Here is a 24382-nt window from a genome sequence, read left to right on the forward strand (position 1 = left end):
GGGGGCGCCGCCGCGGACCGCGATACGTCGCGCTCGCGTGGCCGCCGGACCCGAGCGGTTCGGCGGGAACCACGCAGTCGCGGTGGGTTCAGGCAGTGCGCGGGCTCAGGACGAACACCGGGATACGGCGTTCGGTCCACGATTGGTAGTTGTCGAAATCCGCGTACAGTTCGAGCAGTTTCGGCCACAGCCGGTCGCGTTCGGCGTCGTCGGCGACCCGGGCCCGCACCGGGATCCGTTCCTTGCCGATCTGCACGGTGGTATCCGGCTGCGCGACGAGGTTGTAGTACCACTGCGGGTTCTTCGGCAGCCCGCCCTGGGACGCGACGATGACGATGTCCTCGCCGTCACGCAGATACAGCAGCGGGGCGGTGAACGGTTTCCCGGATTTGCGGCCGATATGGTTCAGCAGCAGGGTGGGAACCGGTTTGCGCAGCCCCGCCCCGACCCGCCAGGTGCCGCCTATCCGCCCGCCGGTGCGGCGGTATGCCCAGGTGTTGACCTTGGACATGTACTTGATGATCGTCGTGACCATCGGGGAATCGAGTTGCTTCGGGCGGTCCATACTCTCGGGCTTTCTCTAGCTGGTCAGTGCAGGATCAACAGCGCCGATTTCTCGATGAGGTCGGCGATATCGGCGTAGGAGGCGTAACCCATTCCGGCGCGGACGAGGGCGCCCGCGTAGACCAGTTCCAACGACACCACGATCTCCGGGTCGGCATCGGAGCCGAGTGCGCGTTCGATCCGGGTGCGGATCTCCAGTCCGATCCGGGCCCGCAGATGGGCCACATCGGGATCGCGGCCCAGCAGGGCACTGGTCACCGCACCGGCGACCTCCTGATCGTCGGCGACGAGCATGGCGATGGCGCGCAGTTCGGCCACCACGCGCACGGTGGGATCGGGATCCTCGCTCGCCGGCGACTCCGCCGCTACCAGGCGCCGCCAGAAGATCTCGGCGACCAGATGTTCCTTCGACGAGAAATAGGTGTAAGCGGTGGCGGTGCCCACGCCGGCCTCGGCGGCGACCATCCGGATGGTCATCCCCGCGAATCCCTCGCGGGTGAGCACCTCCACCGCTGCCTTCGTCAATTTGTCGACCGTATCGGCCTGTTTCGCGGACAGGCGTCGACGGGTCGCCTCCACGACGACGGGTTCACCTTCGGACATGTGTCTGAATGTACCGTTTCAGTTCTTCGCGGCCGCAATCCCGGCCCGGCGGCCGTAGAAGCTGCCGTCGCCGAGCGAGGTCCCGCTGGCGTAGCCGCCCGCGCAGACACCGGAGGTGCAGCGACCCGCGGCGAACAGTCCGGCGATCGGTTCCCCGTTCACGTGCAGCACCCGCGAATCCAGATCGGTCCGCAGTCCGCCGAGGGTGAATCCCGCGGTGAAGCCGCGCATATCGAAGGCGGCGAAGGGACCCTCGAGCGGTTTGGTCCACTCCGGCTTCTTACCGAGCAGCGGATCGCTGCCGGTGGCGGCGTGTTTGTTGTACACCTCGACGGTGGACTGCAGCGCGAGTTCGGGCAGGCCCATATCGGATTCGAGTTCGGCGATCGTCTCGGCCGCCCAGGTGGGCGGCTGCCGGAAGAACGGCGTCGAGGTCTCGGTGGTCAGCGATTCCTCGTAGGCGGCCTCGCCGATGATCAGATACGCCTGATTCTCCTGATGGAACAGTGTCATCTGGCCGATGCGGCCCGGGTAGGTGTCCTCGGGGACGTAGCGCTGCCCGCGGCCGTTCACCAGGATCCCGCGCGCCATCATCTGCGGGTCGCCGAAGAAGGCGACCTCGGTGGCGTCCATATGGGCCAGGTCCGCGCCGAGTGCCTGGGCGACCCGGATCGCGATCCCGTCGTGCTCCTCGATCGCGGCGCCCGGGCGCCCGATCAGCCGCGGCGCGAAACCTTCGATCATCTGATCGTGGTAGGCGAAACTACCGGTGGCCAGTACGACTCCGCGTTCGGCGCGGATGGTCAGTTCCTTGCCGTACTGTTTGGCCACCACTCCGACGACGCGGTCGCCGTCGACGATCAGCCGCTGGATACGGGTGTCGTATTCCGCGGTGACACCGAGTTTCTCGGCGGTTTCGGCGAGCGGCTTCATCAGCATGTAGCCGCCGCCCTTGGAACCGGTCCGCTTGTTCGACATCTGCGGAACATGACCGCGGGGCGCCGGGTCGGCGACGGTGTTGAACGGGGCGGCGTTCTCGCCACCGGAGTACATGAGGCCCTCGTCGTGCGGGGGCTCCCAGCCGGGTTCACCCCAGAACTCCGCCTTGAAGGGCACGCCGTTGGCCACCAGCCATTCGTAGTGTTCGACACTGCCGCGGCAGTAATCGGCGATCTTCGCCTCGTCCACGCCCGGGCCCAGTGCGGTGGTCATGAATTTCTCCATGTTCTCCGGGCTGTCGTCGAAACCGAGCGCCTTCTGCAGCGGGGTGCCGCCACCGAGATAGATGAATCCGCCGGCCAGTGCGGCCGCGCCGCCCCAGCCGCTGGTGCGTTCCAGGATCAGCACCCGGGCTCCGGCCCGCGCCGCCTCGATCGAGGCGCAGACACCGGCGATACCGTAGCCGGCCACCACCACATCGGTGGTGCGGTCCCAGCCGGAGACTTCGGCGGCGGACAACGGGCGGAGGGTGGTGGGGTCGGCCATTATTCGGATTCCTTACTGTCGTCCCGCGTGACAGCGGCGATGGTGCCATGTCCGGCCGCGGCCGGACCGTCGCCGTCCCGCTGAGCGGAGCCGGCCCCGGGCCGGGCGGCCGAGATCTCGCCCTGCCCGACACCGAGCCCGTCGCCGAGACGATCGAGCGCCAGCGCGGCCAGCGGCAACTGCGCCCCGACCCGGTCGCCGAGTTCCAGTGCGAGGGACAAATCCTTCTCGCCGAGTTCGCGCACATGGGTCAGGATCGGCAGCCAGAAATCGCCGTCCTCGATGGGCGCGGTGGTGTCGCGAAGCATGATCGAGCCGGCTCCGCCGGTCACCGCGTCGGAGTGCCGGACCACTTTGCCCAGGGCGGTGATATCGAGCCCGGCCGCCTCGGCCAGCCGCTGCGATTCGGTGGCCGCGGTGAAAGAGATGAAATGCAGCAGGTTGCGGGCCAGTTTCATCCGGGTGCCGGCGCCGACCGCACCGGCGTGCACCACCAGATCCGAGAAGCACGCGAACGGTGCGCGAACCGCGGCGACCGCGCTCTCGCTACCGCCGATCATGACGGCCAGCCGTCCGCTGTTCGCGCCCGCGGCGCCGCCGCTGATCGGTGCGTCGACCAGTTCCACTCCGCGTTCGGCGCAGAGCCGGGCGAATTCCACGGCGGATTCGTCGCCGATGGTGGAGTGCACGGCCACCACGGTGCCCGGCGCGGCGGTGCTCAGCACCCCGTTCTCCCCGGTCAGTACGGCGCGGACCTGCCGGTCGTTGACCACCGCGATACAGATGACGCCGCATTTCGCGGCCAGTTCGGCCGCGCTGCCCGCGGCCTGGGCGCCCGCGGCGGTGAAGGGTTCCACGGCCTCGGGCCGGGTATCGCAGACGGTGAGACCACCGGACCAGTCCAGCAGTTTCTTCGCCATCGGCGCGCCCATATCGCCCAGGCCGATGAACCCGACCCGGGTGCCGCCGGTGGTCTCCGCGGTCATCAGCGGATCACCTGACCGCCGTCGACACAGAAGATCTGCCCGGTGACCCAGGAGGCGTCGTCGGACAGCAGGTAGAGCAGGGCGCCGGCCATATCGTCGGGTGTGCCCATCCGCTTGAGCGGCAACCGGTTCACCATGTCCTTCACCATGTTCTCGGGCGTGGTGGTCTTGGTGGCCTCGGTATCGGTGGGCCCGGGCGCGATCGCGTTGACCCGGATATTGGAGCCGCCGAGTTCGGTGGCCAGCTGCTGGGTGAGGCCGTTGATACCGACCTTGGCCAGACCGTAGAAACCGGAGTACACCCAGGCCGCCGTGGACGACTGATTGACGATGGAACCGCCGCCGTTCGCCGCCATGTTCTCCCACACCGCGCGGGTCATCACCAGCGCGCCGTCCAGGTTCACCGACATGAACTTCTTGTAGTAGTCCCACGGCACGGTGAGCAGCAGATCGAGTTTCATCCCGCCGTAGATGGCGGCGTTGTTGACCAGATGGTCGATCTTGCCGTACTTCTCCACGGTGAAATCGGCCAGCGCCTTGGCCGAATCCGGATCGGAGACGTCGACCGTATGGAACGACGCGGTACCGCCGTCGGCGACGATCTTCTCGGCGACGGCCGTGCCGCCCTCTTCGTTGAGGTCCGCGACGACGACCGACGCGCCCTCGGCGGCCAGCGCCTGCGCGTAGACCTCGCCGATTCCGCGGGCGGCGCCGGTGACGATGGCGGTCCTGCCGGTGAAACGAGCCATGGGATGAGCTCCTCAGTGTTCGGGAAAGCTGTGGTTGTCAGTACTTTTGTGCTCTGCCGCGCGTCCGCGCGCGCCGGTCGAGCGAGGTTTCCGGCGCCTACTGCGCGGTCGCGACGAGTTTGGTCTCGAGGTACTCCTCGAATCCGGCGACACCCATCTCACGTCCGATACCGGACTGTTTGTATCCGCCGAACGGCGCGTCGGCGCTGTACCACATACCGCCGTTGACGCCGAGGGTTCCGGTGCGGACCCGATCGGTGACCCGGCGGATGCGCTCGGGATCCTTGCCCCAGACCGCGCCCGACAGGCCGTACGGGGAATCGTTGGCGATCCGGATGGCATCGTCGTCACCGTCGTAGGGCAGGACCACCAGGACCGGTCCGAAGATTTCCTCCTGGGCGGCCTTGGCGCTGTTGTCCAGATCGGCGATAACGGTGGGTTCGACGTAGAAACCGCGGTCGTGCTCGGCCGGGCGTCCGCCGCCGGCCACGATCCGCCCGCCGTCGGCGCGGGCGCTGTCGATATAGCCGAGTACCCGGGTGCGCTGGCGGTCGGAGATCACCGGACCGCAGACGGTGCCGGGGTTCGTGGGATCACCGGGACGGATACCGCGCATGGTGTTCGCGGCGGCCTCCAGCGCCTCGTCGTATTTGTTCCGCGGCACCAGCAGGCGGGTGGACAGGGCACAGCCCTGACCGGCGTGCACGCACAGGGAGAACCCGGCGTAGCTCACCGCGGTGGCGAGATCCGCGTCGTCGAGCACGATGAACGCCGATTTGCCGCCCAGTTCCAGGAAGGTCTTCTTGAGGTTGGCCGCGGCCGAGGCCATCACGGCGCGGCCGGTGCCGGTGGAGCCGGTGAAACTGATCAGGTCGACCCGCGGATCACCGGAGAGCTGCGCGCCCAGCCCGTGATCGGAGGAGGTGACGATATTGACCACCCCGGGCGGGATATCGGTTTCCTCGGTGATGATCGAGGCGAGCGCCGCCGCGCACCAGGGGGTGTCGGGGGCCGGTTTGAGGACGACGGTGTTCCCCGCTGCCAGCGCCGGACCCAGTTTCGCGAAGTTGATCTGATGCGGGAAATTCCACGGGGTGATCGCGCCGACCACACCGATCGCCTCGCGCCGCAGCACCCGGTGGGTGCTGATCCCCATCGGCGCGGCCACGCCCAGCTCGGTTTCCCATTCGTAGTTCGCGGCCAGCTTCGTGGCGAAGCTCAGATCCTCGACCGGGCCCTCGAGCTGCGGACCGCTGGTGAACATGATCGGAGCGCCCACCTCGGCGACGGTGATCTCCCGCAGCTCCTCGGCGTGCGCCTTCAGGCCCGCCTGCAGCTGTTCGAGGCAGCGGACCCGGAAGGCGTGATCACGCGACCAGTCCGTCTCGTCGAAGGCGGTCCGGGCGGCGGCGATCGCGGCGTTCATATCGGCGGCGTCCGCATCGGCCGCGGTGCCGATGACCTCTTCGGTCGCCGGGTTCACATTGTCGAACACGCCGTTGCCGCCGGCGAGGAGGCTGCCGCCGATCAGCAGTCGGGAACTGTCGCCGGGCAGAAGACTGTTCATGAAAGACCCCAATACTGTCTGGACAGGTGTATGGAATATAGTCCGGAATCTTTCCCGAGTGCAAGAACTGGTTCCATCACGCGTGCTCGATGCGATCGTGCCCGAAAGTGGGGACGGATGGGGGTGGTCCTGCGGGATGATCTCCGATTTTCCTCGACATCATGCGTCTGAGCAGTCAATTCGCGTACCATCATTGTCGCGAGGGCCTGCCGCTGGTACCGTCCAGACACATGTCCAGCTATGTGTCTCTCCCTGGCGGCCGGTGGGCCGCGCCCGGCGAGAACTCGTTATCGAAACAGAGGTGGGTCCGATGACGGCCGCATCGTTGGAGCCGGTGACATTCGACCCGTACGACTACACCTTCCACGAGGATCCGTACCCGATCTATGCCCGGCTGCGCGCAGAGGCACCGCTCTACTACAACGCCGAACTCGACTTCTACGCGTTGTCCCGGCACGCCGATGTGACGCAGGGGTTCCGTAACGCCACCCGGCTCTCGAATGCCAACGGGGTCTCCCTCGACCCCGCCGCCTGGGGACCGCACGCCCATAAGACGATGTCGTTCCTGGCCATGGACGACCCCCGGCATATGCGGATGCGGAAACTGGTGTTCAAGGGGTTCACGCCCAAGCGGGTCGCCGATATGGAGAACCGCATCCGGGAACTGACCCTCGAATACCTGAAACCCGCGCTGGAAGGCCGCGAGTTCGACTGGATCCAGGACTTCGCCGGCAAACTGCCGATGGACGTCATCTCCGAACTGATGGGCGTTCCCGCGGCCGACCGCGACGAGATCCGTCATATGGCCGATATGGTCATGCACCGCGAGGACGGGGTCACCGATGTGCCGGATACGGCGATCGAGGCCTCGCTGAATCTGGTGGTCTACTACGCGGACATGGTGGCCCGGCGGCGCGAGAATCCGTCCGACGACCTCACCTCCGCACTGCTCGACGCGGAGATCGACGGTGACCGGCTCACCGACGACGAGATCATCGGCTTCATGTTCCTGATGGTGGTGGCCGGGAACGAGACCACCACCAAACTGCTGGGCAACGCGCTGTACTGGGCCGGTCGCAACCCGCAGGAGTACGCCAAGGTCGTGGCCGATCCGGAGCGGGTATCGGACTGGGTCGAGGAGACCCTGCGTTACGACACCTCCAGCCAGATCGTCGCGCGGACCGCCACCGAGGACCTCGAGTACCACGGCCGGGTGATCCCGGCCGGGTCGAAGGTGCTGCTGCTGATCGGTTCGGCGAACCGGGACGCCGAGGTTTTCGACGATCCCGACAGCTACGACCTGGACCGCGCCGAGAAAGGCAATCTGGCCAGCTTCGGCGCCGGCGTGCACTTCTGCCTCGGCGCCCATCTGGCCCGGCTGGAAACCACTGTCGCGCTCAGCGAATTCGCCGCGCGCGTGCAGTCCTACCGGGTGCACGAAAACGAATTCGAGCGCGTGCACTCGAGCAATGTGCGGGGCTTCGCCAAGCTCCCGATCTCCGTGGAGGTGCGGTAATGCCCCGGTTCGAACCCCATCCCGAGAAGCGGCCCACCATCGTGGCCGGCGCGTCGTCCGGTATCGGCGCCGCCACCGCGGTGGAACTGGCCGCGCAGGGACATCCGGTCGCGCTCGGCGCGCGCCGCGTGGAGATTCTCGAGGAGCTGGCCGGCAAGATCCGCGCCGACGGCGGAACCGCGTTCGCGCACCGGCTCGACGTCACCGATCAGGCCTCGGTGGACGAGTTCGTCGCCGCGTCCGAAGCCGCGATCGGCCCCACCGAGGTGTTGATCTCCGGGGCGGGCGATATCGAGTTCGGCCTGCTCCAGGATATGGATCCCGCGGATTTCGCGCACCAGGTGCAGATCCATCTGATCGGCGCGCACCGGATGGCGCATGCGGTGCTGCCGGGAATGCTGGAACGCCGCCGCGGCGATGTGGTGCTCATCAGCTCCGACTGCGCCCCGGCGCCGCGGCCCTGGAACGGCGCCTACAGCGCGGCCAAAGCGGGGGTCGAGGCCATGGTGGGGCAGTTGCGGATGGAACTCGAGGGCACCGGCATCCGGGCCTCGCTGGTCCGGCCCGGCCCCACGGTCACCGGTATGGGGATGAACGCCAAACCCGAGGTCGTGGGCCCGCTGCTGGAATCGTGGCAGTCCTGGGGCCTGGCGCGGCACCCGTACATGCTGCGCGCGAGCGATATGGCCCGCGCGGTCGCGGCGGTCGTCACGACCCCGCGGGGCGCCCATCTGGTGCTGGTCGAGGTGCAGCCCGAGGCGCCGCTGCGTCCGCTGCCGGGTGAAGGAAAGGACTCCTGATGACAACCGCACTGCCCCCTGGTTTCGATTTCACCGACCCCGGCCTGTGGGAACAGCGCAGCCCGGTCGAGGAATTCGCGCTGCTGCGCAAAACGGCGCCGGTCTGGTGGAACGCCCAGACCGATGAGGCGTCGGGCGGTTTCAACGACGGCGGGTACTGGGTGGTCAGCACCCTCGAGGACGTCAAGGAACTATCGCGTAACCCGGAGCGCTACTCCTCGCAGCAGAAGGGCTCCATCGTCCGGCTGCCCGGGGACATCACACCCGATCAGATGGCGCTGACCGGCGCCCTGCTGGTGAATATGGATCCGCCCAAGCATTCCAAGGTGCGCCGGATCGTCGCCAAGGGGTTCACGCCCCGGGCGGTGGAAGGTCTGCGCGACGCGCTGACCGAGCGCGCGCACCGGATCGTGCACGAGGCGAAGAAATCCGGCGGCGGTGATTTCGTCACCCAGGTCGCCTGTGAACTGCCCCTGCAGGCGATCGCCGAACTGCTCGGTGTCCCGCAGGAGGATCGGCGCAAGGTTTTCGACTGGTCCAATCAGATGCTCAACTACGACGATCCCGAGTACGGCGACCCCACGGTCGCCTCGGCCGAGATCCTGGGCTACGCGTGGAATATGGCCGAACAGCGGCGGGGGTGTCCGGCCGACGATATCGTCACGCAGCTGGTCAACGCCGATGTCGACGGCGACGGGCTGGCCTCCGACGAGTTCGGGTTCTTCGTGATCCTGCTGGCCGTGGCCGGGAACGAGACCACCCGTAACGCCATCACCCACGGGATGAAGGCCTTCGTGGACAATCCGGAACAGTGGGAGCTCTACCGGGAGCAGCGTCCGCGCACCGCCCCGGACGAGATCGTGCGCTGGGCCACCCCGGTGACCGCGTTCCAGCGCACCGCCACCGAGGATCATGTACTGGGCGGGCAGGAGATCAAGGCAGGTCAGCGGCTCGGATTGTTCTACAGTTCGGCCAATTTCGACGAGGCCGGTTTCGAGAGCCCGTTCTCCTTCGACATCCTGCGCGACCCCAATCCGCATGTCGGTTTCGGCGGCACCGGTACCCATTACTGCGTGGGGGCAAATCTCGCCCGGCTCGAAATCGATCTGATGTTCAACGCGATCGCCGACGCCATGCCCGACCTGCGGTCGGTCTCCGATCCGGTACGGTTGCGATCGGGGTGGATCAACGGAATCAAGAGTTGGCAGGTGCGCTACGAATGAACGTCCGAGATATTCCGGTGAACACGCTGGCCGGTGCGCAGACCACGCTGGGCGACCTGGTGGGCGACCGGGCGGTGCTGCTGGTCAACGTCGCGTCCAAATGCGGGCTCACGCCGCAGTACACCGGCCTCGTCGAACTGCAGAAGACCTACGGTGACCGGGGTTTCAGCGTGGTGGGCTTCCCGTGTAACCAGTTCATGGGCCAGGAGCCGGGCAGCGCCGAGGAGATCGAACAGTTCTGCTCCACCACCTACGGCGTGGATTTCCCGCTGCTCGAGAAGGCCGATGTGAACGGCGACGAGAGGCATGCGCTGTACCGGGAGATCGTCGAGACCCCTGACGCCGAGGGCGCGGCCGGCGATGTGCAGTGGAATTTCGAGAAGTTCCTGATCAACCGGGACGGAACGGTGGCCGGCCGGTTCCGCCCGACCATCACACCGGATGCGGACACGCTGGTCGCGGCTATCGAGAAAGCTCTCTGACACGTGCATTGAGGACCTATGATCAAGGCTCGTTCACCGGCCCGTGGTGAACGGGCCTTTTTCACTTTTACCTGCGAAAACATCAATGCTGCGCGAGATCCGGACCCATCTGGCGAAAACCGCCCGTCCGGCCTGAATCACCCATAACATGGACAGCTGTCTGGACATAATTCCGGTCTAGTTCGGCACGCCGGGGTGCCGAACGTCGCAAGGCAGGTGACTGGTGGTACCCATACGCACCGACGAACGCACGGCGCTGCGCACGGTCTGGGACTTCGCGCGATACAAGCTGGCCGCGCTGGCCATGGTCCTGGTGCTCGTCGCCGCGGTGGCCGTCTCGCTGACGATGTTCTTCGGCGGTTTCAGTCCGGAGAAGCAGGTGGCGGTGGTGGTACCGCGCAGCGGGCTGGTGATGGACCCCGACGCCAAAGTGAAATTCCGGGGCGCGCAGATCGGCCGGGTGGGCACGGTCGAATCCGAGAACGGGCAGGTCCGCCTGGAACTCGACCTCGACCCCGGTCTCATGGGGCTCGTCCCCGGTAACGCTCTCGTGGATATCCGTTCCACCACGGTGTTCGGCGCCAAATACGTGAACTTCGTCGAGCCCGCCGACCCCGCGGGCCGGTTGCAACCCGGTCAGGTGCTGCGCGGCGAATCGGTGACCGTCGAGTTCAACACCCTGTTCGAGCGGCTCACCGAAGTCCTGGAGATGGTCGAACCGGCCAAACTCAACGCGACCCTCACCGCGCTGGGCACCGCCCTGCAGGGCCGCGGTGACGAACTCGGGGACCTGCTGGTGGACGCCGACCGGCTGCTGCGTGAGATCAATCCGAGCATCCCGGCGCTGCGCCACGATTTCCAGGCCGGCGCCGCGGTCACCAACCTCTATGCCGATACCGCGCCGGATCTGCTGCGGACCGTGGACAACGCGACCGCCCTCAGCGGCACTCTCACCGATAACGAGCAGAACTTCGACGCGCTGCTGCTGGACACCATCGGCCTGGCCGACACCACCGGTGCGGTGCTGACGGAGAACGAACAGAACCTCGGCACCGCGCTGGACCTGCTGCGACCCACCACCGAACTGCTCAACACCTACAAGCCCACGCTGACCTGTGTCATCGGCGGTCTGGCCAAGGCGATGCCGCTGGCCGAGGATCTGTTCGGCGGGCGTAACCCGGGCGCCTCGTTCAACGCCAGCTTCATGTACGGCGCCGAGGCCTACCAGTACCCCAACGATCTGCCCAAGGTGAACGCCACCGGCGGGCCGACCTGTGAGGGAGTGCTGGACCGGGTGCCCGGAAGTCACGCCGACTATCTGGTGACCGACACCTCGGAGGTGCATCCGTTCATCCCGTCGACCAGGATCTACCAGAACCATCCCACGGTGTTCGAGTTCCTGTTCGGGAGTCTGCCGGGGATGCGCTGACCTGCTCGATCAGCGCTGTGGGTCGGGCTGCCCCGGACCGCGCCGCACACACATCACCCCGCCGCACGGTTTATCGGTGAGCCCGGCCGGGTTCGGATGGACCGTGGGACGGCGATGCGCGGGGGCGCGCAGTTCGGCCCTGCTACGTCCCCGGGGCGCCGTGGGCGTACGCCGCCGCCTCAAGCGAGGCTCCCCGGGAAACGCCGGATGCGGTCGCTGCCGGGGTTGGCCACCGGGTCATTCGGGGTATCGACGGGCAGATCGGTCGGTGGCCGGTAGTTCATGGGCACCAGTGTGGCCTATCCGCCGCGGGCCCGCAGCACTCGGGTTCATCCCGGCGCCCCGGCCGTGCAGCGGTCCGCGGCCGCCCGCCCGGCACCCGGCGAAGTGTCCGCCCCGGCCGCACGGCCGGGGCGGAACACCGGCGGTGTGACAGCTCACGAGGCGAGGCGGCGCGGTTGATCGATCACCGAATAGTGCTCCGCGTTACCCGTGATCACCGTGCTGGTACGTCCGTCCACGCCCACGGGGATATCGCCGGCCAGGGTGATACGGGTGAGCCGGCGGGGCTGGTCGTCGTAATCGTTGACTGCGTAGTGCTGGGTCGCGCGGTTGTCCCAGATCGCCACATCGCCCGGCGCCCAATCCCAGCGCACCGTGTTCTCCAGCCGGGTCACCCGATCCTGGAAGAGCCGGAAAAGGGTCTGCGATTCGGTGCTCGAGAAACCGGCGAAATTCTTCACGAAATGACCGAGCAGCAGTGCCCGCTCGCCGCTCTCCGGATGGACGCGCACCACCGGGTGCTCGGTTTCGTACAGGCTCGACTCGAATTCGGCGCGGTGCTCGCGGGCCTTGGCGCCGGGCTGCTGACCGTGCCGGCCCACGTAGTCGTAGACATTGGTGTGCACCGCGCGCAGGCTCTCGGCGAGTTCGCGCAGCGGTCCCGGCAGCGAATCGTAGGCGGCCACGGTGGAGGCCCAGGTGGTGGAACCGCCGTACGACGGCAGCGTGACCGCCCGCAGGATCGACGCCTTCGGGATGCGGTCCACGAAGGTCACATCGGTGTGCCAGCTGTTGGCGCTGCCGTACTCGGAGTCGATGGCCAGGGATTTCTCACCGTGCGAGGTGACGGTCGGATGCGGTGTGGTGGGGCTGCCGAGCAGTTCGGCGAATTCGTACTGACCGTCCTCGGTCAGCTGATCCTGATCGCGGAAGAAGATCACCTTGTGCTCGACCAGCGCCTTGCGGATCACCTCGACGACCGCCGGACCCAGGTCGCCGGCGAGGCGGACCCCGTCGATCCGTGCTCCGATCCGGGAGCCGAGCTTGACCACGGAGGGCAGGGTGGCGGGGAGAGTGGCTTCGGTCGTCATGGGCACCTCACGGGTTGGGCGAGCGGATGTTTTCGCAGTCCCGAGCACACCATCGCGCCCGCTCGCCGAACAGATTTGCGGTCGCGCTGATCACAACGAGTGCCGCCTGCCCTCCGCTATCCGAGGTGTTCGCGCAGGTACGCCAGATCGTCGGCCATACCTTCGCCCGGGGTTTCCAGGACCACCGGGGCGTCGGCGGTACGGCACACCTCCGCGAGCAGTTCCGGGTCGATGGTGCCGGAGGCGAAATTGGCATGCCGGTCGGCGCCGGAATCGAACGCGTCGCGCGAGGAATTGAGATGCACCAGGTCGATGCGGCCGGTGATCGCGCGGATCCGCTCCACCACGCCCACCAGTTCCTCTCCGCCCGCCCAGGCGTGGCAGGTATCCAGGCAGAATCCGGCGCCGTACTCGCCGACCGCGTCCCACAGCCGGCCGATATTGTCGAAATGCCGGGCCATCGCGTGATTACCGCCCGCGGTGTTCTCGATCAGGATCGGTACCGCGAAGCCGCCCTTGTCCTGCTGGCGTTCGAAGAGTTTGCGCCAGTTGTCGAACCCGGTCTCCATCTCCTCGTCGGACCGGACATGGCCGCCGTGCACGACCAGCCCGAACGCGCCGATCTCCGCGGCGGCCTTCGCCTGCTGGGCCACCGCGTTGCGCGACGGCATCCGCAGCCGGTTGTTGGTACTCGCCACATTGATCTGATACGAGGAATGCACCACCACGTCGATCTCGCTGGCCAGGATCTGTTCGGTGGCCGGATGCGGCTTCGGTTTATCCCAGCTCTGCGGGTCCACCACGAACAGCTGGATGACATCGGCACCGAGTTTCTCGCCGTACCCGATCGGGTCGCTGTCCATTCGGACGTGTGCTCCAATGCGCATACGGTCAGAGTATCGGCCCGCACCGACAGCCGGCCCGGGTGTTGCGGCCGGGCGGTGCGGGAAGATACACCGGTAGAATCGTGAACGACCCGACGAGGGGGAAATCGGCGATGCTCCAGCCTGGTGACGACTTCGCGGGCTATGCCATCCGGCGGCGGCTCGGTGTCGGGGGCATGGGCATGGTCTTCCTCGCCAGGCATCCCCGGCTGCCGCGGCTGGTGGCATTGAAACTACTCAACCCGGAGCTGTACTCCGACAGGGAGATCCGGCAGCGCTTCGAACGCGAATCCGAACTGGCGGGCCGGCTCGAGCATCCCAATATCGTCACCGTGTACGACCGGGGCGCCGAGGGCAGACAACTCTGGATCTCGATGCAGTACGTACCGGGATCGGACGCCTCCCTGGTGGATCTGCACGTTCTGGACCCCCGCCGCGCTGTGCAGATCATCGCCGATACCGGTATCGCCCTGGACTTCGCGCACGCCAACGGTGTTCTGCACCGCGATGTGAAACCCGGCAACATCCTGCTCGCGAAACCACCGATCGGGCAGCCGGAACGGGTGCTGCTCACCGATTTCGGGATCGCCGGAGTGCGGGACGCGGAAACGACCATCGCGGCCGCCGACACCATCACCGCGACCCTGGCCTACGCCGCCCCCGAGCAGCTCACCGGCGCCAAACTCGATCACCGCGGCGACCAGTACTCGCTCGCGTGCACCCTGTTCTGGCTGCTCACCGGGGCGGGGCCGTACTCCGGCAAGAACCCCGCCGAACTCATCCAGGCCCATCTGACGGCGCCGATTCCGCGGGTCGGCCGGATCCGGCCGGGCCTGCCGCCCGCGCTCGACGAGGTACTGGCCCGCGCGCTGGCCAAGAACCCCGCCGACCGGTTCCTCAGCTGCGCCGAATTCTCGGTGGCCGCACAACAGGCGGTGCGCGGAGCGGCGCCCCGGGGCCCACGAGCGCCCGGCCCCGGAGTGCGGTTACGCCCCGATCCGCGGTACCCGGCGCCGTGGCGGGGCGGGCCGCCGGCGTACGGCTCCGGTGAGTTCGGACAGCCCGGGACGCGGGGTGCGCCCGCACCGCCACGGTCCACCGAGTACCGGCAGCCGGGAGCGGTACCGCCGCGTCATCCCGCCGGCGACCACGGGCAGCCCGGTCCGGGCGGCCGGCGGTCCGGACCCGGTGACCACCGGCAACCGAACGCCGGTTCGCCCCGGCCCGCGTCGAGCGAGTTCCGGATGCCGGGCCCGGGGGTGCGCCGGCCGGCCGCGCCGAGCACCGCCTACCAGGTGGGCGGTCCCGGGCCGCACGGGAACCGCCGCCCCGCCGATCCGCACCGCCCGGCACCGGCCGATTCGGCGATGATCGACCTGCCGGCCTTCCCGCGGCGCCCCGGTGTGCCCGGTACGCCCCCGCACCCGGGCGGCCATCCATCGGAATCAGGGGGCCCGCCCGGTGGTTCAGATGGGCCGCCGCCGGGTGGAACAGGTGGTCCGCCGCCGAGCGGTTAGCGCTGCCCGCGTCGGGTGAGCCCGGCGCCGGATGGTCGGTCCTGGCCCGCCCGCGGATGGTTGTTGTGCTCGCCTCCAGATGGTTGTTGTGGCCTTGCCGCGGGCGGTCGGGGTGGCCCGCCTACGGTGGCCGGGCGGCTCGCCTCCAGATGGTTGGGCGGCTCCGTGGTGTGGTTGGGGCGGCTCGCCGCTGGGCGGTTGGGGCGGCTCCGTCGGGTGGTTGGGGCGGCCCGGCGCCGGGCGGTTCGGGCGGCCCGCCGCCGGACACCTGGGCCGCGCTGTGGCGGCGGCCGGACGGCGCCCGACCGGCGTGGATGGCGTACGCGTAGCCGTCGTGTTGCGGGCGGGTACGCGGTCCGGTGAGAACCCTCGGCGAGATAACGACTGCTGCTATGGTTTCGATGATTTCGCGTGTCCGGACCGATACGGTCCGACCACGCTTTTCGTCTATGCTTGCGCGCCGGTGGGTCCCGGTGGCGGGGCGGGAATTAGGAGCAACCATGCTGGCCAACGGCGATGTCTTCGCCGGCTATGTCATCGACCGGCAACTCGGCCGGGGTGGGATGGGCTCGGTCTACCTGGCAAAACATCCGCGACTGCCGCGGATGACGGCACTCAAGCTGCTGAACCGGGAAATGTTCTTCGACAAGGAGGTGCGCGCCAGGTTCGAGAGGGAGGCCGACCTGGTAGCCCGCCTCGATCACCCCAATATCGTCACGGTCTACGACCGCGGGCTCGAGGACGAGCAGCTGTGGATCTCGATGCAGTACATCGATGGTATCGACGCCGCGTCGGTGGATCCGCAGAAACTGCCGCCCGAGCGGGGGGTGCAGATCATCGCCGAAACGGCGGCCGCACTCGATTACGCCCACGGTATGGGAGTGATGCACCGCGACGTCAAACCGGCCAATATCCTGCTGGCCCGTTCGACCGGCGGACGCGGTGAACGCGTCTACCTCACCGATTTCGGTATCGCGCGGTTGCGCGATGACACCGGGCACCTCACCCAGACCGGCACCTTCACCGCCACCCTGGCCTACGCGTCGCCCGAACAGCTCACCGGCGCGGACCTCGATCATCGCTCGGACCAGTACTCGCTGGCCTGTTCGCTGTACTGGCTGCTCACCGGTAGCGGTCCGTTCACCGCGACCAACCCCGCCGGGGTCATCCAGGGGCATCTGCAGTCGCCGCCGCCCTCGCTGAGCGCGGCCCGCCCCGAGCTGCCGCCGTCGCTGGATTCGGTGCTGGCCAAGGCCATGGCGAAACGTCCCGACGACCGTTTCAGTTCGTGTACCGAATTCGCCGAGGCCGCCAAACAGGCGCTGGCCTCGCCCAGTTCGCCCGGTATCCCGCAGGCGCTGCCGCCGACCGGAGTGGCGCCGACCTATCAGTCCAACGCCGGATATCCCAGCGGCGTGAACCAGTACCCGAGTACGTCCGCGCCTCAGCCCTACGCCGGTACGCAGGCGCAGCCGTACACCGGCGGCGCCCAACAGGGTCAGCCCTACACCAGTGGCGCCCAGCCGGGACAGCCGTATCCGTCGGGAATCCAGGGACAGCCGCACCAGAGCGGTGCCCAGCAGGGTCAGCCGTACCAGAGCGGCGCTCAGCAGGGTCAGCCGTACGGATCGGGGGTCCAGGGTCAGCCCTACCCCGCCACCCAGGGCTACACCAATCAGATGGGTCAGCCATACGGCAGCGGCGGTTACACCCAGCCGAGCAACTACCCGCAGCCGATGCGGCAGGTTTCGCCGGGCGGGCCGCCGCCGGCCAAATCGAACACCGGGCTGATCGCCGCGATCTGTATCGGTGTCGTGGTGCTGGTCGGCATCGTCATCGGTGTGGTCGCCGTGGCCGGTAGCGGCGGCAGTGAAGGGCCCACCGAAACCACGGCCGGCACCAGCCCCCAGACCAGCGTCGCCCCGGTCCCCGCGACAGCGGATTCGATCAGCCAGGAATTCCCCGGACTGGTACCCGCCACCACCGCCGAGGAAATCGGCTACAACGGGGCCAAATGCTGGGAAACCGACAACAGCTATACGCCCAGCCCCGACGACGGCGAACCGGACTTCGGGAAATGGGCCTGGCAGTGGCGTTGCTACGGGGGCGCCGACAACGAGGATCCCTTCTACCGGATCTACGCCTACAAAACCCCCGCCGAGGTGGACTCGGTGGTGAAGAGTCTGCCGGCGACCGCCGAGAAGTCGAACGACACCAGCGGCGGGCGCACCTACACCAACTACAAATGGGACAGCGACGGCCCGAAGATGGTCACCGTGTTCACCAACCATCCGGAGCGGGGCCAGTACATCATGTACACCGACGGCATCGTGGGCACCATCGACGAGATGCTGACCTGGTGGAAGGCGGCTCCGCTGAACTGAGCGGCCGCTGCCCGGCGCCCGCATCGCGGTGACGGTACGAGCGAGCGCGCACCCTTACCCGGGTGCGCGCTTCTCGTATCCCGGCCCGGTCGAGCGGTCCCCACCAGGGGATGAGTACCCGCAGCGGTGCGCCGGCCGTTCCCGCCGCTCCGGGTGGCCTCCGGTGTCATCCGCCGCGCGTAGCCCGCGCCACCCCGGGGCCTACCCCGGGTCAGGGCGATCCCGGATGGCGCCGCTCGCCGCGGCCCGACAGACTGGACCCATGACTGCTCACGCTGTCGAAGCGGACTCGGCCGGGCCCGCCTCCGCCGTCGCCGCCGGCGCCCTCGAACTGACCAAGGTCTACGGATCCGGAGACACCCGGGTCACCGCGCTGGATGCGGTATCCGTCGATTTCGCCCGCGGGGAGTTCACCGCGATCATGGGGCCGTCGGGTTCCGGCAAATCGACGCTGATGCACTGTCTCGCCGGGCTGGACGAGGCCAGTTCCGGTGCCGTGCGTATCGGAGACACCGAACTCACCGACCTGTCCGACAAACAGATGACCGCCCTGCGCCGCGACCGCGTCGGATTCGTATTCCAGGCGTTCAACCTGGTGCCGACCCTCACCGCGCTGGAGAACATCACCCTGCCACTCGATATCGCCGGCCGGACCCCCGACTCCGAATGGCTCGAGACAGTGCTCAAACGGCTCGGCCTCACCGACCGGCTCGGGCACCGGCCCAGCGAACTGTCCGGCGGCCAGCAGCAGCGGGTGGCCTGTGCGCGGGCGCTGGCCGGAAAACCGGAGATCATCTTCGGTGACGAACCCACCGGCAACCTGGATTCCCGCTCCTCCGGCGAGGTGCTCTCGATCCTGCGCGCCGCGGTGGACGAATTCGGTCAGACCGTGGTCATCGTCACCCATGAGCCCACCGCCGCCGCCTACGCCGACCGGGTGATCTTTCTCGCCGACGGCCGGATCGTCGACGAGATGCGCGACCCGACCGCGGATAGTGTGCTGGACCGGATGAAGGCACTGGAGGTCCGGTGACCGGCGCAGGTACGCAGGTTCGCGCCGGCCGGGTAGCGGGATCCTCCCGCGCGATTCAGGAGGGGCGGTAGTGGCCGCACACCCCATGCGCAGGGTCGCACTGCGCAATCTCGCCGCACACAAGGTCCGGTTGGTACTCACCCTGCTCTCGGTGGTGCTCGGCACCGCCTTCATCTCCGGCTCGTTCGTCTTCACCGACACCCTGCAGCGCACCTTCGACGGGATATTCGCCAACGAGGCCAAAGGTGTCGATGTCCGGTTGAGCCCGGAGGAGCGGCAGTCGCCGGGGATCCCCCAGGACGTGGCGGACCGGGTGGCCGCCATGGACGGCGTGCGGACGGTGGCGCCGGGTATCGAGGGTTCGGTGGTTCTGCTGGACCCCACCGGCAAGAAAGCGATACAGACCGGCGGCGCCCCCAGCTGGGGTCAGGCCTATATGCCGCCGGACCGGGCGGTCGCCGAACCCGATCCGTTCGTGGCGGGCACCCCGCCGGCCGAACCGGGGCAGATCGCTCTCAACTCCGGCGCCGCCGAACGCGCCGGACTCTCGCTCGGGCAGACCACGAAGGTGCTGGTGCCCTCGCACGGCGGTCCGATCGATGTGACGCTCACCGGCATCTACGCGCCGCCCTCGGACACCGGTGGGTTCATCGGAGTCCAGTTCAGCGAAGCGCAGGCCCGCGAGTTGTTCACCGACGGCTCGCACGTGGCCTACCTGGATATCGATGCCGCCGACGGTACTTCCGCCGATACGCTGCGGGACCGGTTGTCCATGCTCTATCCGGATTACAAGGCGCAGAACGGCGACCAGGTCCGCGCGGAGATGGCGGCCGAGATCTCCGAGGCGCTGAACTTCCTGAACTACTTCCTGCTCGCGTTCGGCGCGATCGCGCTGATCGTCGGCACCTTCATCATCTACAACACCTTCTCGATGCTGGTGGCGCAGCGCCTGCGGGAACTGGCGCTGCTGCGCGCCGTCGGCGCGAGCAGCGGGCAGGTGGGCCGCTCGGTGGTCGGCGAGGCACTGATCGTGGGCATCCTCGGCAGCATCCTCGGGTTGCTGGCCGGTATCGCCCTCGCCTACGGCCTGGCCGCCGTCCTGAACACCTTCGACCTGGGGTTGCCGACCGGACGGATGACCGTGCTGCCCCGCACGGTGCTGGTGGCCTTCCTGGTGGGGCTGCTGGTGACCGTGGTCAGCGCCTACGCGCCGGCCCGGCGGGCCTCCCGGATCCCGCCGGTGCAGGCCATGCGCGAGGAGTTCGCCTCGGCGGGCGATTCACTGCGCAAGCGGACGATCGCCGGGGTGATGTTGGGGGTCGTGGGAGTCGTCCTGGTGGTGCTGGGCGCCCGCAACACCGGTGGGGGCGCGGCCGCGATCGTCGGGGTCGGCGCGCTGGGCCTGATTCTCGCGGTGCTGTTCGCCTCGCCCGCCCTGTCGCGTCCGGTGCTCGCCGGGCTGGGCTGGTTGATCCGGCCCTTCGGCTCGGTCGGGCGGATGGCGCGCAACAACGCGATCCGCAATCCGCGCCGCACGGCCGCCACCGCGTTCGCGCTCACGCTGGGCCTGATGCTGGTCACCGCCATCGGGATGCTCGGCGAGTCCGCCAAGGTGAGTATCTCGCGGTTGGTCGACCAGGGTATCGAAGCCGATTACGTGCTGGCCGGTCCTCCGATGATGGGAGTACCGCTGGGGGCGAGCGTCGCGGTGCGGGAGCAGGTCCCCGAGGCCGCCCAGGTGGTGGGTCTGCGCGGGGTGGCTCTGAAGATCGACGGCGACGACGAATTCGGTACCTCGCCCGACGGCCCGCTGGATCAGGTGGTGAACATCGAGATGGTCGGCGGCGCGCCGACGCTCGGCGATTCGGAGATCCTGCTGGGTGCGGACGAGGCGGAACAACACGGTGTCGGTCCCGGCGACCGCCTCGCGGTGACCACCATGGACGGCACCGAGGTTCCGCTGACGGTTTCCGGGGTATACGCCGATTCGCCGGTGCTGGGGCCGCTGCTCGTACCTTCCGGCGTCTACGAGAAGGCGATGCCGGTCTCCATGCGGACCGACGCCGCGGTACTGATCAAGGGCCGGCCCGGGGCGGACCTGACGACCATGCGCGCCGATCTGGAACGGGCGACCGAGGAATTCGTGATCGTTCAGGTGCAGGACCGCGAGGAATTCAAAGGCGAGAACGCCAAGCAGATCAACAATATGCTGGCGATCCTGTATGGCCTGCTGGCGCTCGCGGTCGTGATCGCGGTGCTCGGAATCGTCAACACGCTGGCATTGTCGGTGGTGGAACGCCGCCGCGAGATCGGTATGTTGCGCGCGGTCGGGACGCAACGGTCCCAGGTGCGCCGCACGATCTACCTGGAGTCGATGCTGATCGCGGTGTTCGGCGCTCTCGTCGGTGCCGTGCTCGGGCTCGGGCTCGGCGTCGGATTCCTGCGCACGCTGCGCGATCTGGGGCTGGACCGGATCGCGGTCCCGTGGGACCAGTTGGTGTACATGCTGATCGGTTCCGCGGTGGTGGGCGTCCTGGCCGCGCTGTGGCCGGCGGTCCGGGCCGCCCGCACGCCACCGCTGGCCGCCATCGCCGACGTCTAGCGTTGTCACCGGCCGGGTCGGCACGACCCGGCCGGATGGACCGGACGGTCCGGCCGGGCCCCGAAAGCCCGCCGAGGACGTCCGCGGCGGTCAACGCGGCTCGGCACCCCAGTGCCGCAGATCGCCCCGATCCAGCGCTTCGGCGAGCAGCTCCGGGAAGCGGTCCGGAGTACAGGCGAACGCGGGCACGCCGAGCGCCGCCAGGGCGGCGGCGTTCTCGCGATCGTAGGAGGGGGCGCCGTCGTCGGACAGCGCCAGCAACACCACCACCTGGACCCCGGCCTCTTTCATGGCATTGATCCGGCGCAGCATCTCTTCGCGGACCCCGCCCTCGTAGAGGTCGGAGATCAGGAAGAACACGCTGTCGGCGGGCCGGGTGATGAGGGTCTGGCAGTAGGCGATGGCCCGGTTGATATAGGTACCGCCGCCGAGTTGCGTGCCGAACAGCACATCGACGGGATCGGCCAATTTCTCGGTGAGGTCCACGATCTCGGTATCGAAGACCACGAGTGAGGTGCGCAGCGACCGCATGGAGGCGAGCACCGCCCCGAACACCGAGGAATAGACGACGCTGGAGGCCATCGAGCCGGATTGGTCGATCGCCAGGATCACATCGCGGTGCACCGCCTGGGCGCGGCGGCCGTAGCCCACCAGCCGTTCGGCGATGATGGTGCGCTGCTCCGGCAGATAATTGGCGAGATTCTTGCGGATCGTGCGGTCGAAATCGATATCGCGCGGTTTCGGCCGTGAGGTCCGCGTGGCGCGGTTGAGGGCTCCGCTCACCGCCGCCACCGTGCGGGAGGCGATCCGTTCCTCGATCTGCTTCACCACCTTGGACACCACCATGCGGGCGGTCGCTTTGGTGTGCTCCGGGATCACCCCGTTCAGGCTCAGCAGCGTGCCGACCAGATGGACGTCGGGTTCGACCGCCTCCATCAGTTCGGGTTCGAGCAACAGTGAAGTGAGGTCGAGCCGCTCCACCGCATCGCGCTGCATCACCTCGACGACGGTCGACGGGAAATAGGTCCGGATATCGCCGAGCCAGCGGGCCACCCGCGGCGCGGAACCGGACAGGCTGCCGGCGCGATCCGAGCCGGAGCGTCCCGCGCCGGAGGGGGAGTCGTAGAGTGCGCCGAGCGCCTTGTCGACCGCGTTGTCCTCGGCGCCGGTGAGCTCGCCGAGCGCCGGGTCCGCCGCGGACCCGAGGACGAGCCGCCAGCGGCGCAGCCGGGTATCGTCGGGGACCCGGCCGGGTGCGGGGGTGCTCATACGGGAACTCCCAGGAGATCGGCGACGGTGCGCAGGACGAGACCGCCGCGCACGGCATCGGTTTCGGTGGCTGCGGGGGCGGCGCCCGGACGATGGTCGCGGACGGCTTCGCCGAGCGCGCGGCGTTCCCCGGATTCGAAGGCGCCGAAGGTGCGCCGCAGCAGCGGCACCACGTCGAGGAACTGTGTATCGGTGAGGCCGGCCAGCCAGGTGTCGATGAGGTTCAGCAGCGACCGGTCGTGTACCAGCACCACTCCGCGCCCGCCCACGAAACCGTCGACCCATGCGGCCTTCGCCGCGGCCGTATGCCCGACCGAGAGCGCGGCCGCCAGCCGCCGCGCGGCCTCGTCGGCATCGAACCGTCCGGCATCGCACAGCAGTCGCACCGTCCGGCCCACCAGCAGACCGTGGACATCCGGGCGTTCCGCCACTCGCGCCAGCGCCGCCAGCCACCGATCCGTGGATTCGGCGTGATCGCGGGTGTGGATCGCCGCGGTGACGGTGTCGAGCCGATCGCGCAGCGTCGCGGCGGTATCGTCGCCCAGCCCGGTGACCGCCGCGGGGAGCCCGGCGCAGATCCGCACCAGCATGCCGTCGGCGACATGGGTCAGGGCGGCCGTATCGGTTCCGCGGACATCGCCGTAGCGCAGCGTGCGCAGCAGTCCGGGGAGCGCGGCCAGCAGGTGGGCCGGATCGTTGTCGAGGGCCGCGGCGGAATCGAGCCGCCGGATGAGGCCGTCGAGTGCGCCCGGCAGATCGGCCAGCAGGGCGAACTCCAGCGCCTCGGTGAGTTCGGTGACACCGCTGCCGGATCGGGCCGCGGTATCGAGCAGTTTCGACTCGGCGGCGGATCGCACCGTGGTACCCCAGCGCGCGGCCTCGATGATCCGGACCGCGAATTCCGGCTGCCAGCACAGTTCCCAGCTCTCCCGGAAGGTGCCGGTGGCGCGCACTGTTCCGGTGACCGGGGTGCCCCAGTGCACGCCCAGGAGCCGGAGCCGGTGCAGCAGCAGGGATTTGGCGATATCGCGTTCTTTGCGCAGGTCGAGGTCCAGGGCGCGGGTCAAGGCCTCCTGCTTCATCCGCAGCGTGCGTATCCGGGCGCGCAGGTCGGCCTCCAGCGGTACCGTCGGCGCGTCGGCCGGTACGGTGCCCAGGGCCTCGCCCACCACGAGTTCGTCGCCGACGAGCCGCAGTACTGTTTCGTCGCCCTCGCACAGCACCGCCCGGGTGGCCTCGGTGACCTCGGACAATCCGGGCAGCGGACGGACGCGCAGTGCCGCCAGGGTGTCGGCGAGCCGGACGGCCTCGATGATGTGCGCGCTGGAGACCGGAAGATCATGACCGCGCAGCAGGCGGGCCACCTTCGTGAGCCAGGACGCGATGGGACGTGCGGTTTCGGTGAACAGATGGTGATACCAGCCGGGCGAGGTCACTCCGGCGCCGTAGCCGGACGCGGCGGCGAGCCGGGAATGGGTCCACGGCACCCAGGTCAGCGTCGCCTTGACCCTGGGCAGCCCTTTGAGCAGGCGCTGGTCGGCGATCGCCGGACCGAGCGGACCACACAGGGCGGGGGCGTGCCAGGCGCCGCACACCACCGCGATGCGGCGGGCGCCGTCGCGGCGCGCCTTGCGCAGCACCTGGCGCATATACGCTTCGCGGATCAGGGTGTGCCGGTCCAGGATCAGCGGTTCCGGGGCGGGGTCGTCCCCCTCGATTCCCGAGCTCTCGGCAGGTTCGACGACCACGCCGGGGGAGGGGTTCATCGCGGCTTCGGAGCCGGTCCCGGTGGCATCTTCGCCGCCGGACGTGGCGTCGGCGGACGGCTCGGCGGCCGCTGCACCGGTCGCCGGTGCGGAGGCCACGTCGGAGCGGACGGAACCCGGGGTCGGCAATCTGCAGCGCCCGCTCGCAGG

At 68.5% G+C, this 24382-nt stretch carries 19 protein-coding genes; 9 read left to right on the top strand and 10 right to left on the bottom strand.

Going from position 1 to position 24382, the window contains the following annotated elements; genetic code table 11:
- Positions 1-88: 88 nt before the first annotated feature.
- The 6 genes from AB0F41_RS28610 to AB0F41_RS28635 all read right to left on the bottom strand — a co-directional run bounded on the left by AB0F41_RS28610 (position 89) and on the right by AB0F41_RS28635 (position 5954).
- Positions 89-565, bottom strand: a complete 477-nt coding sequence (locus AB0F41_RS28610; protein ID WP_357429149.1) for a nitroreductase family deazaflavin-dependent oxidoreductase — start codon at positions 563-565, stop codon at positions 89-91.
- Positions 566-588: 23 nt separating this feature from the next.
- The gene (locus tag AB0F41_RS28615) at positions 589-1167 is read right to left on the bottom strand and encodes a helix-turn-helix domain-containing protein (protein WP_357429151.1); all 579 of its coding nucleotides are present in this window, start codon (positions 1165-1167) and stop codon (positions 589-591) included.
- An 18-nt stretch (positions 1168-1185) separates the two neighbouring features.
- Complete coding sequence (locus tag AB0F41_RS28620; protein WP_357429153.1) at positions 1186-2652, bottom strand: FAD-dependent oxidoreductase; 1467 nt, start codon at positions 2650-2652, stop codon at positions 1186-1188.
- Positions 2652-3638, bottom strand: coding sequence for an NAD(P)-dependent oxidoreductase (locus AB0F41_RS28625; RefSeq protein WP_357429155.1), 987 nt, complete (start codon positions 3636-3638; stop codon positions 2652-2654). The genes AB0F41_RS28620 and AB0F41_RS28625 overlap by 1 nt, the downstream gene beginning before the upstream one ends.
- Positions 3638-4387, bottom strand: coding sequence for an SDR family oxidoreductase (locus tag AB0F41_RS28630; protein WP_357429157.1), 750 nt, complete (start codon positions 4385-4387; stop codon positions 3638-3640). Before AB0F41_RS28630 ends, AB0F41_RS28625 begins: the two co-directional genes overlap by 1 nt.
- Before the next feature lie 97 nt (positions 4388-4484).
- On the bottom strand, positions 4485-5954 hold the full coding sequence (locus AB0F41_RS28635; RefSeq protein ID WP_357429159.1) for an aldehyde dehydrogenase: 1470 nt from the start codon (positions 5952-5954) through the stop codon (positions 4485-4487).
- Positions 5955-6264: 310 nt separating this feature from the next.
- Between AB0F41_RS28635 and AB0F41_RS28640 the strand changes: the two genes are divergently transcribed.
- The 5 genes from AB0F41_RS28640 to AB0F41_RS28660 all read left to right on the top strand — a co-directional run bounded on the left by AB0F41_RS28640 (position 6265) and on the right by AB0F41_RS28660 (position 11404).
- The gene (locus tag AB0F41_RS28640) at positions 6265-7470 is read left to right on the top strand and encodes a cytochrome P450 (protein WP_357429161.1); all 1206 of its coding nucleotides are present in this window, start codon (positions 6265-6267) and stop codon (positions 7468-7470) included.
- Entirely contained in the window at positions 7470-8270 is an 801-nt protein-coding gene (locus AB0F41_RS28645; RefSeq protein ID WP_357429163.1) for an SDR family oxidoreductase, read from the top strand. Before AB0F41_RS28640 ends, AB0F41_RS28645 begins: the two co-directional genes overlap by 1 nt.
- A complete protein-coding gene (locus tag AB0F41_RS28650) occupies positions 8267-9493 on the top strand; it encodes a cytochrome P450 (protein ID WP_357429182.1) in 1227 nt (408 codons plus the stop codon). Before AB0F41_RS28645 ends, AB0F41_RS28650 begins: the two co-directional genes overlap by 4 nt.
- Positions 9490-9975, top strand: a complete 486-nt coding sequence (locus tag AB0F41_RS28655; RefSeq protein ID WP_357429165.1) for a glutathione peroxidase — start codon at positions 9490-9492, stop codon at positions 9973-9975. The genes AB0F41_RS28650 and AB0F41_RS28655 overlap by 4 nt, the downstream gene beginning before the upstream one ends.
- A 304-nt stretch (positions 9976-10279) precedes the next feature.
- Positions 10280-11404 carry an MCE family protein gene (locus tag AB0F41_RS28660; protein WP_357429184.1) on the top strand — a complete coding sequence of 375 codons (1125 nt, stop codon included), beginning with the start codon at positions 10280-10282 and terminating at the stop codon, positions 11402-11404.
- A gap of 437 nt (positions 11405-11841) precedes the next feature.
- Here the strand turns inward: AB0F41_RS28660 and AB0F41_RS28665 are convergent, their stop codons facing one another.
- Both AB0F41_RS28665 and AB0F41_RS28670 read right to left on the bottom strand, forming a co-directional pair.
- Positions 11842-12777, bottom strand: a complete 936-nt coding sequence (locus AB0F41_RS28665) for a TauD/TfdA family dioxygenase (RefSeq protein WP_357429167.1) — start codon at positions 12775-12777, stop codon at positions 11842-11844.
- 116 nt (positions 12778-12893) lie between these two features.
- A complete protein-coding gene (locus tag AB0F41_RS28670; RefSeq protein WP_357429169.1) occupies positions 12894-13664 on the bottom strand; it encodes a deoxyribonuclease IV in 771 nt (256 codons plus the stop codon).
- Positions 13665-13774: 110 nt separating this feature from the next.
- On the opposite strand from AB0F41_RS28670, the gene AB0F41_RS28675 reads away from it, so the two are divergent.
- From AB0F41_RS28675 to AB0F41_RS28690, 4 genes are all read left to right on the top strand, one after another.
- On the top strand, positions 13775-15178 hold the full coding sequence (locus AB0F41_RS28675) for a protein kinase (RefSeq protein WP_357429172.1): 1404 nt from the start codon (positions 13775-13777) through the stop codon (positions 15176-15178).
- Between the two features lie 500 nt (positions 15179-15678).
- A complete protein-coding gene (locus tag AB0F41_RS28680) occupies positions 15679-17562 on the top strand; it encodes a protein kinase (protein ID WP_357429174.1) in 1884 nt (627 codons plus the stop codon).
- Between the two features lie 262 nt (positions 17563-17824).
- Positions 17825-18595 carry an ABC transporter ATP-binding protein gene (locus AB0F41_RS28685; RefSeq protein WP_357429176.1) on the top strand — a complete coding sequence of 257 codons (771 nt, stop codon included), beginning with the start codon at positions 17825-17827 and terminating at the stop codon, positions 18593-18595.
- 85 nt (positions 18596-18680) lie between these two features.
- On the top strand, positions 18681-21197 hold the full coding sequence (locus AB0F41_RS28690; RefSeq protein WP_357429186.1) for an FtsX-like permease family protein: 2517 nt from the start codon (positions 18681-18683) through the stop codon (positions 21195-21197).
- A gap of 90 nt (positions 21198-21287) precedes the next feature.
- Here AB0F41_RS28690 and AB0F41_RS28695 read toward each other — a convergent pair whose 3' ends face one another.
- Together AB0F41_RS28695 and AB0F41_RS28700 are read right to left on the bottom strand one after the other, a co-directional pair.
- Positions 21288-22466: a VWA domain-containing protein gene (locus AB0F41_RS28695; RefSeq protein ID WP_357429178.1), complete on the bottom strand. Its 1179-nt coding sequence runs from the start codon at positions 22464-22466 to the stop codon at positions 21288-21290.
- Positions 22463-24382: DUF5682 family protein (locus AB0F41_RS28700; RefSeq protein ID WP_357429180.1), on the bottom strand; the 1920-nt coding region annotated here is incomplete at its 5' end. The genes AB0F41_RS28700 and AB0F41_RS28695, both read right to left, overlap by 4 nt.

It is taken from the genome of Nocardia sp. NPDC024068 (genome assembly GCF_040638875.1).
GTDB lineage: Bacteria > Actinomycetota > Actinomycetes > Mycobacteriales > Mycobacteriaceae > Nocardia.

Coding starts and splice junctions, on each gene's coding strand:
- AB0F41_RS28610 (WP_357429149.1), bottom strand. CDS start 565: ATGGACCGCCCGAAGCAACTCGATTCCCCGATGGTCACGACGATCATC.
- AB0F41_RS28615 (WP_357429151.1), bottom strand. CDS start 1,167: ATGTCCGAAGGTGAACCCGTCGTCGTGGAGGCGACCCGTCGACGCCTG.
- AB0F41_RS28620 (WP_357429153.1), bottom strand. CDS start 2,652: ATGGCCGACCCCACCACCCTCCGCCCGTTGTCCGCCGCCGAAGTCTCC.
- AB0F41_RS28625 (WP_357429155.1), bottom strand. CDS start 3,638: ATGACCGCGGAGACCACCGGCGGCACCCGGGTCGGGTTCATCGGCCTG.
- AB0F41_RS28630 (WP_357429157.1), bottom strand. CDS start 4,387: ATGGCTCGTTTCACCGGCAGGACCGCCATCGTCACCGGCGCCGCCCGC.
- AB0F41_RS28635 (WP_357429159.1), bottom strand. CDS start 5,954: ATGAACAGTCTTCTGCCCGGCGACAGTTCCCGACTGCTGATCGGCGGC.
- AB0F41_RS28640 (WP_357429161.1), top strand. CDS start 6,265: ATGACGGCCGCATCGTTGGAGCCGGTGACATTCGACCCGTACGACTAC.
- AB0F41_RS28645 (WP_357429163.1), top strand. CDS start 7,470: ATGCCCCGGTTCGAACCCCATCCCGAGAAGCGGCCCACCATCGTGGCC.
- AB0F41_RS28655 (WP_357429165.1), top strand. CDS start 9,490: ATGAACGTCCGAGATATTCCGGTGAACACGCTGGCCGGTGCGCAGACC.
- AB0F41_RS28660 (WP_357429184.1), top strand. CDS start 10,280: ATGGTCCTGGTGCTCGTCGCCGCGGTGGCCGTCTCGCTGACGATGTTC.
- AB0F41_RS28665 (WP_357429167.1), bottom strand. CDS start 12,777: ATGACGACCGAAGCCACTCTCCCCGCCACCCTGCCCTCCGTGGTCAAG.
- AB0F41_RS28670 (WP_357429169.1), bottom strand. CDS start 13,664: ATGCGCATTGGAGCACACGTCCGAATGGACAGCGACCCGATCGGGTAC.
- AB0F41_RS28675 (WP_357429172.1), top strand. CDS start 13,775: ATGCTCCAGCCTGGTGACGACTTCGCGGGCTATGCCATCCGGCGGCGG.
- AB0F41_RS28680 (WP_357429174.1), top strand. CDS start 15,679: ATGCTGGCCAACGGCGATGTCTTCGCCGGCTATGTCATCGACCGGCAA.
- AB0F41_RS28685 (WP_357429176.1), top strand. CDS start 17,825: ATGACTGCTCACGCTGTCGAAGCGGACTCGGCCGGGCCCGCCTCCGCC.
- AB0F41_RS28690 (WP_357429186.1), top strand. CDS start 18,681: ATGCGCAGGGTCGCACTGCGCAATCTCGCCGCACACAAGGTCCGGTTG.
- AB0F41_RS28695 (WP_357429178.1), bottom strand. CDS start 22,466: ATGAGCACCCCCGCACCCGGCCGGGTCCCCGACGATACCCGGCTGCGC.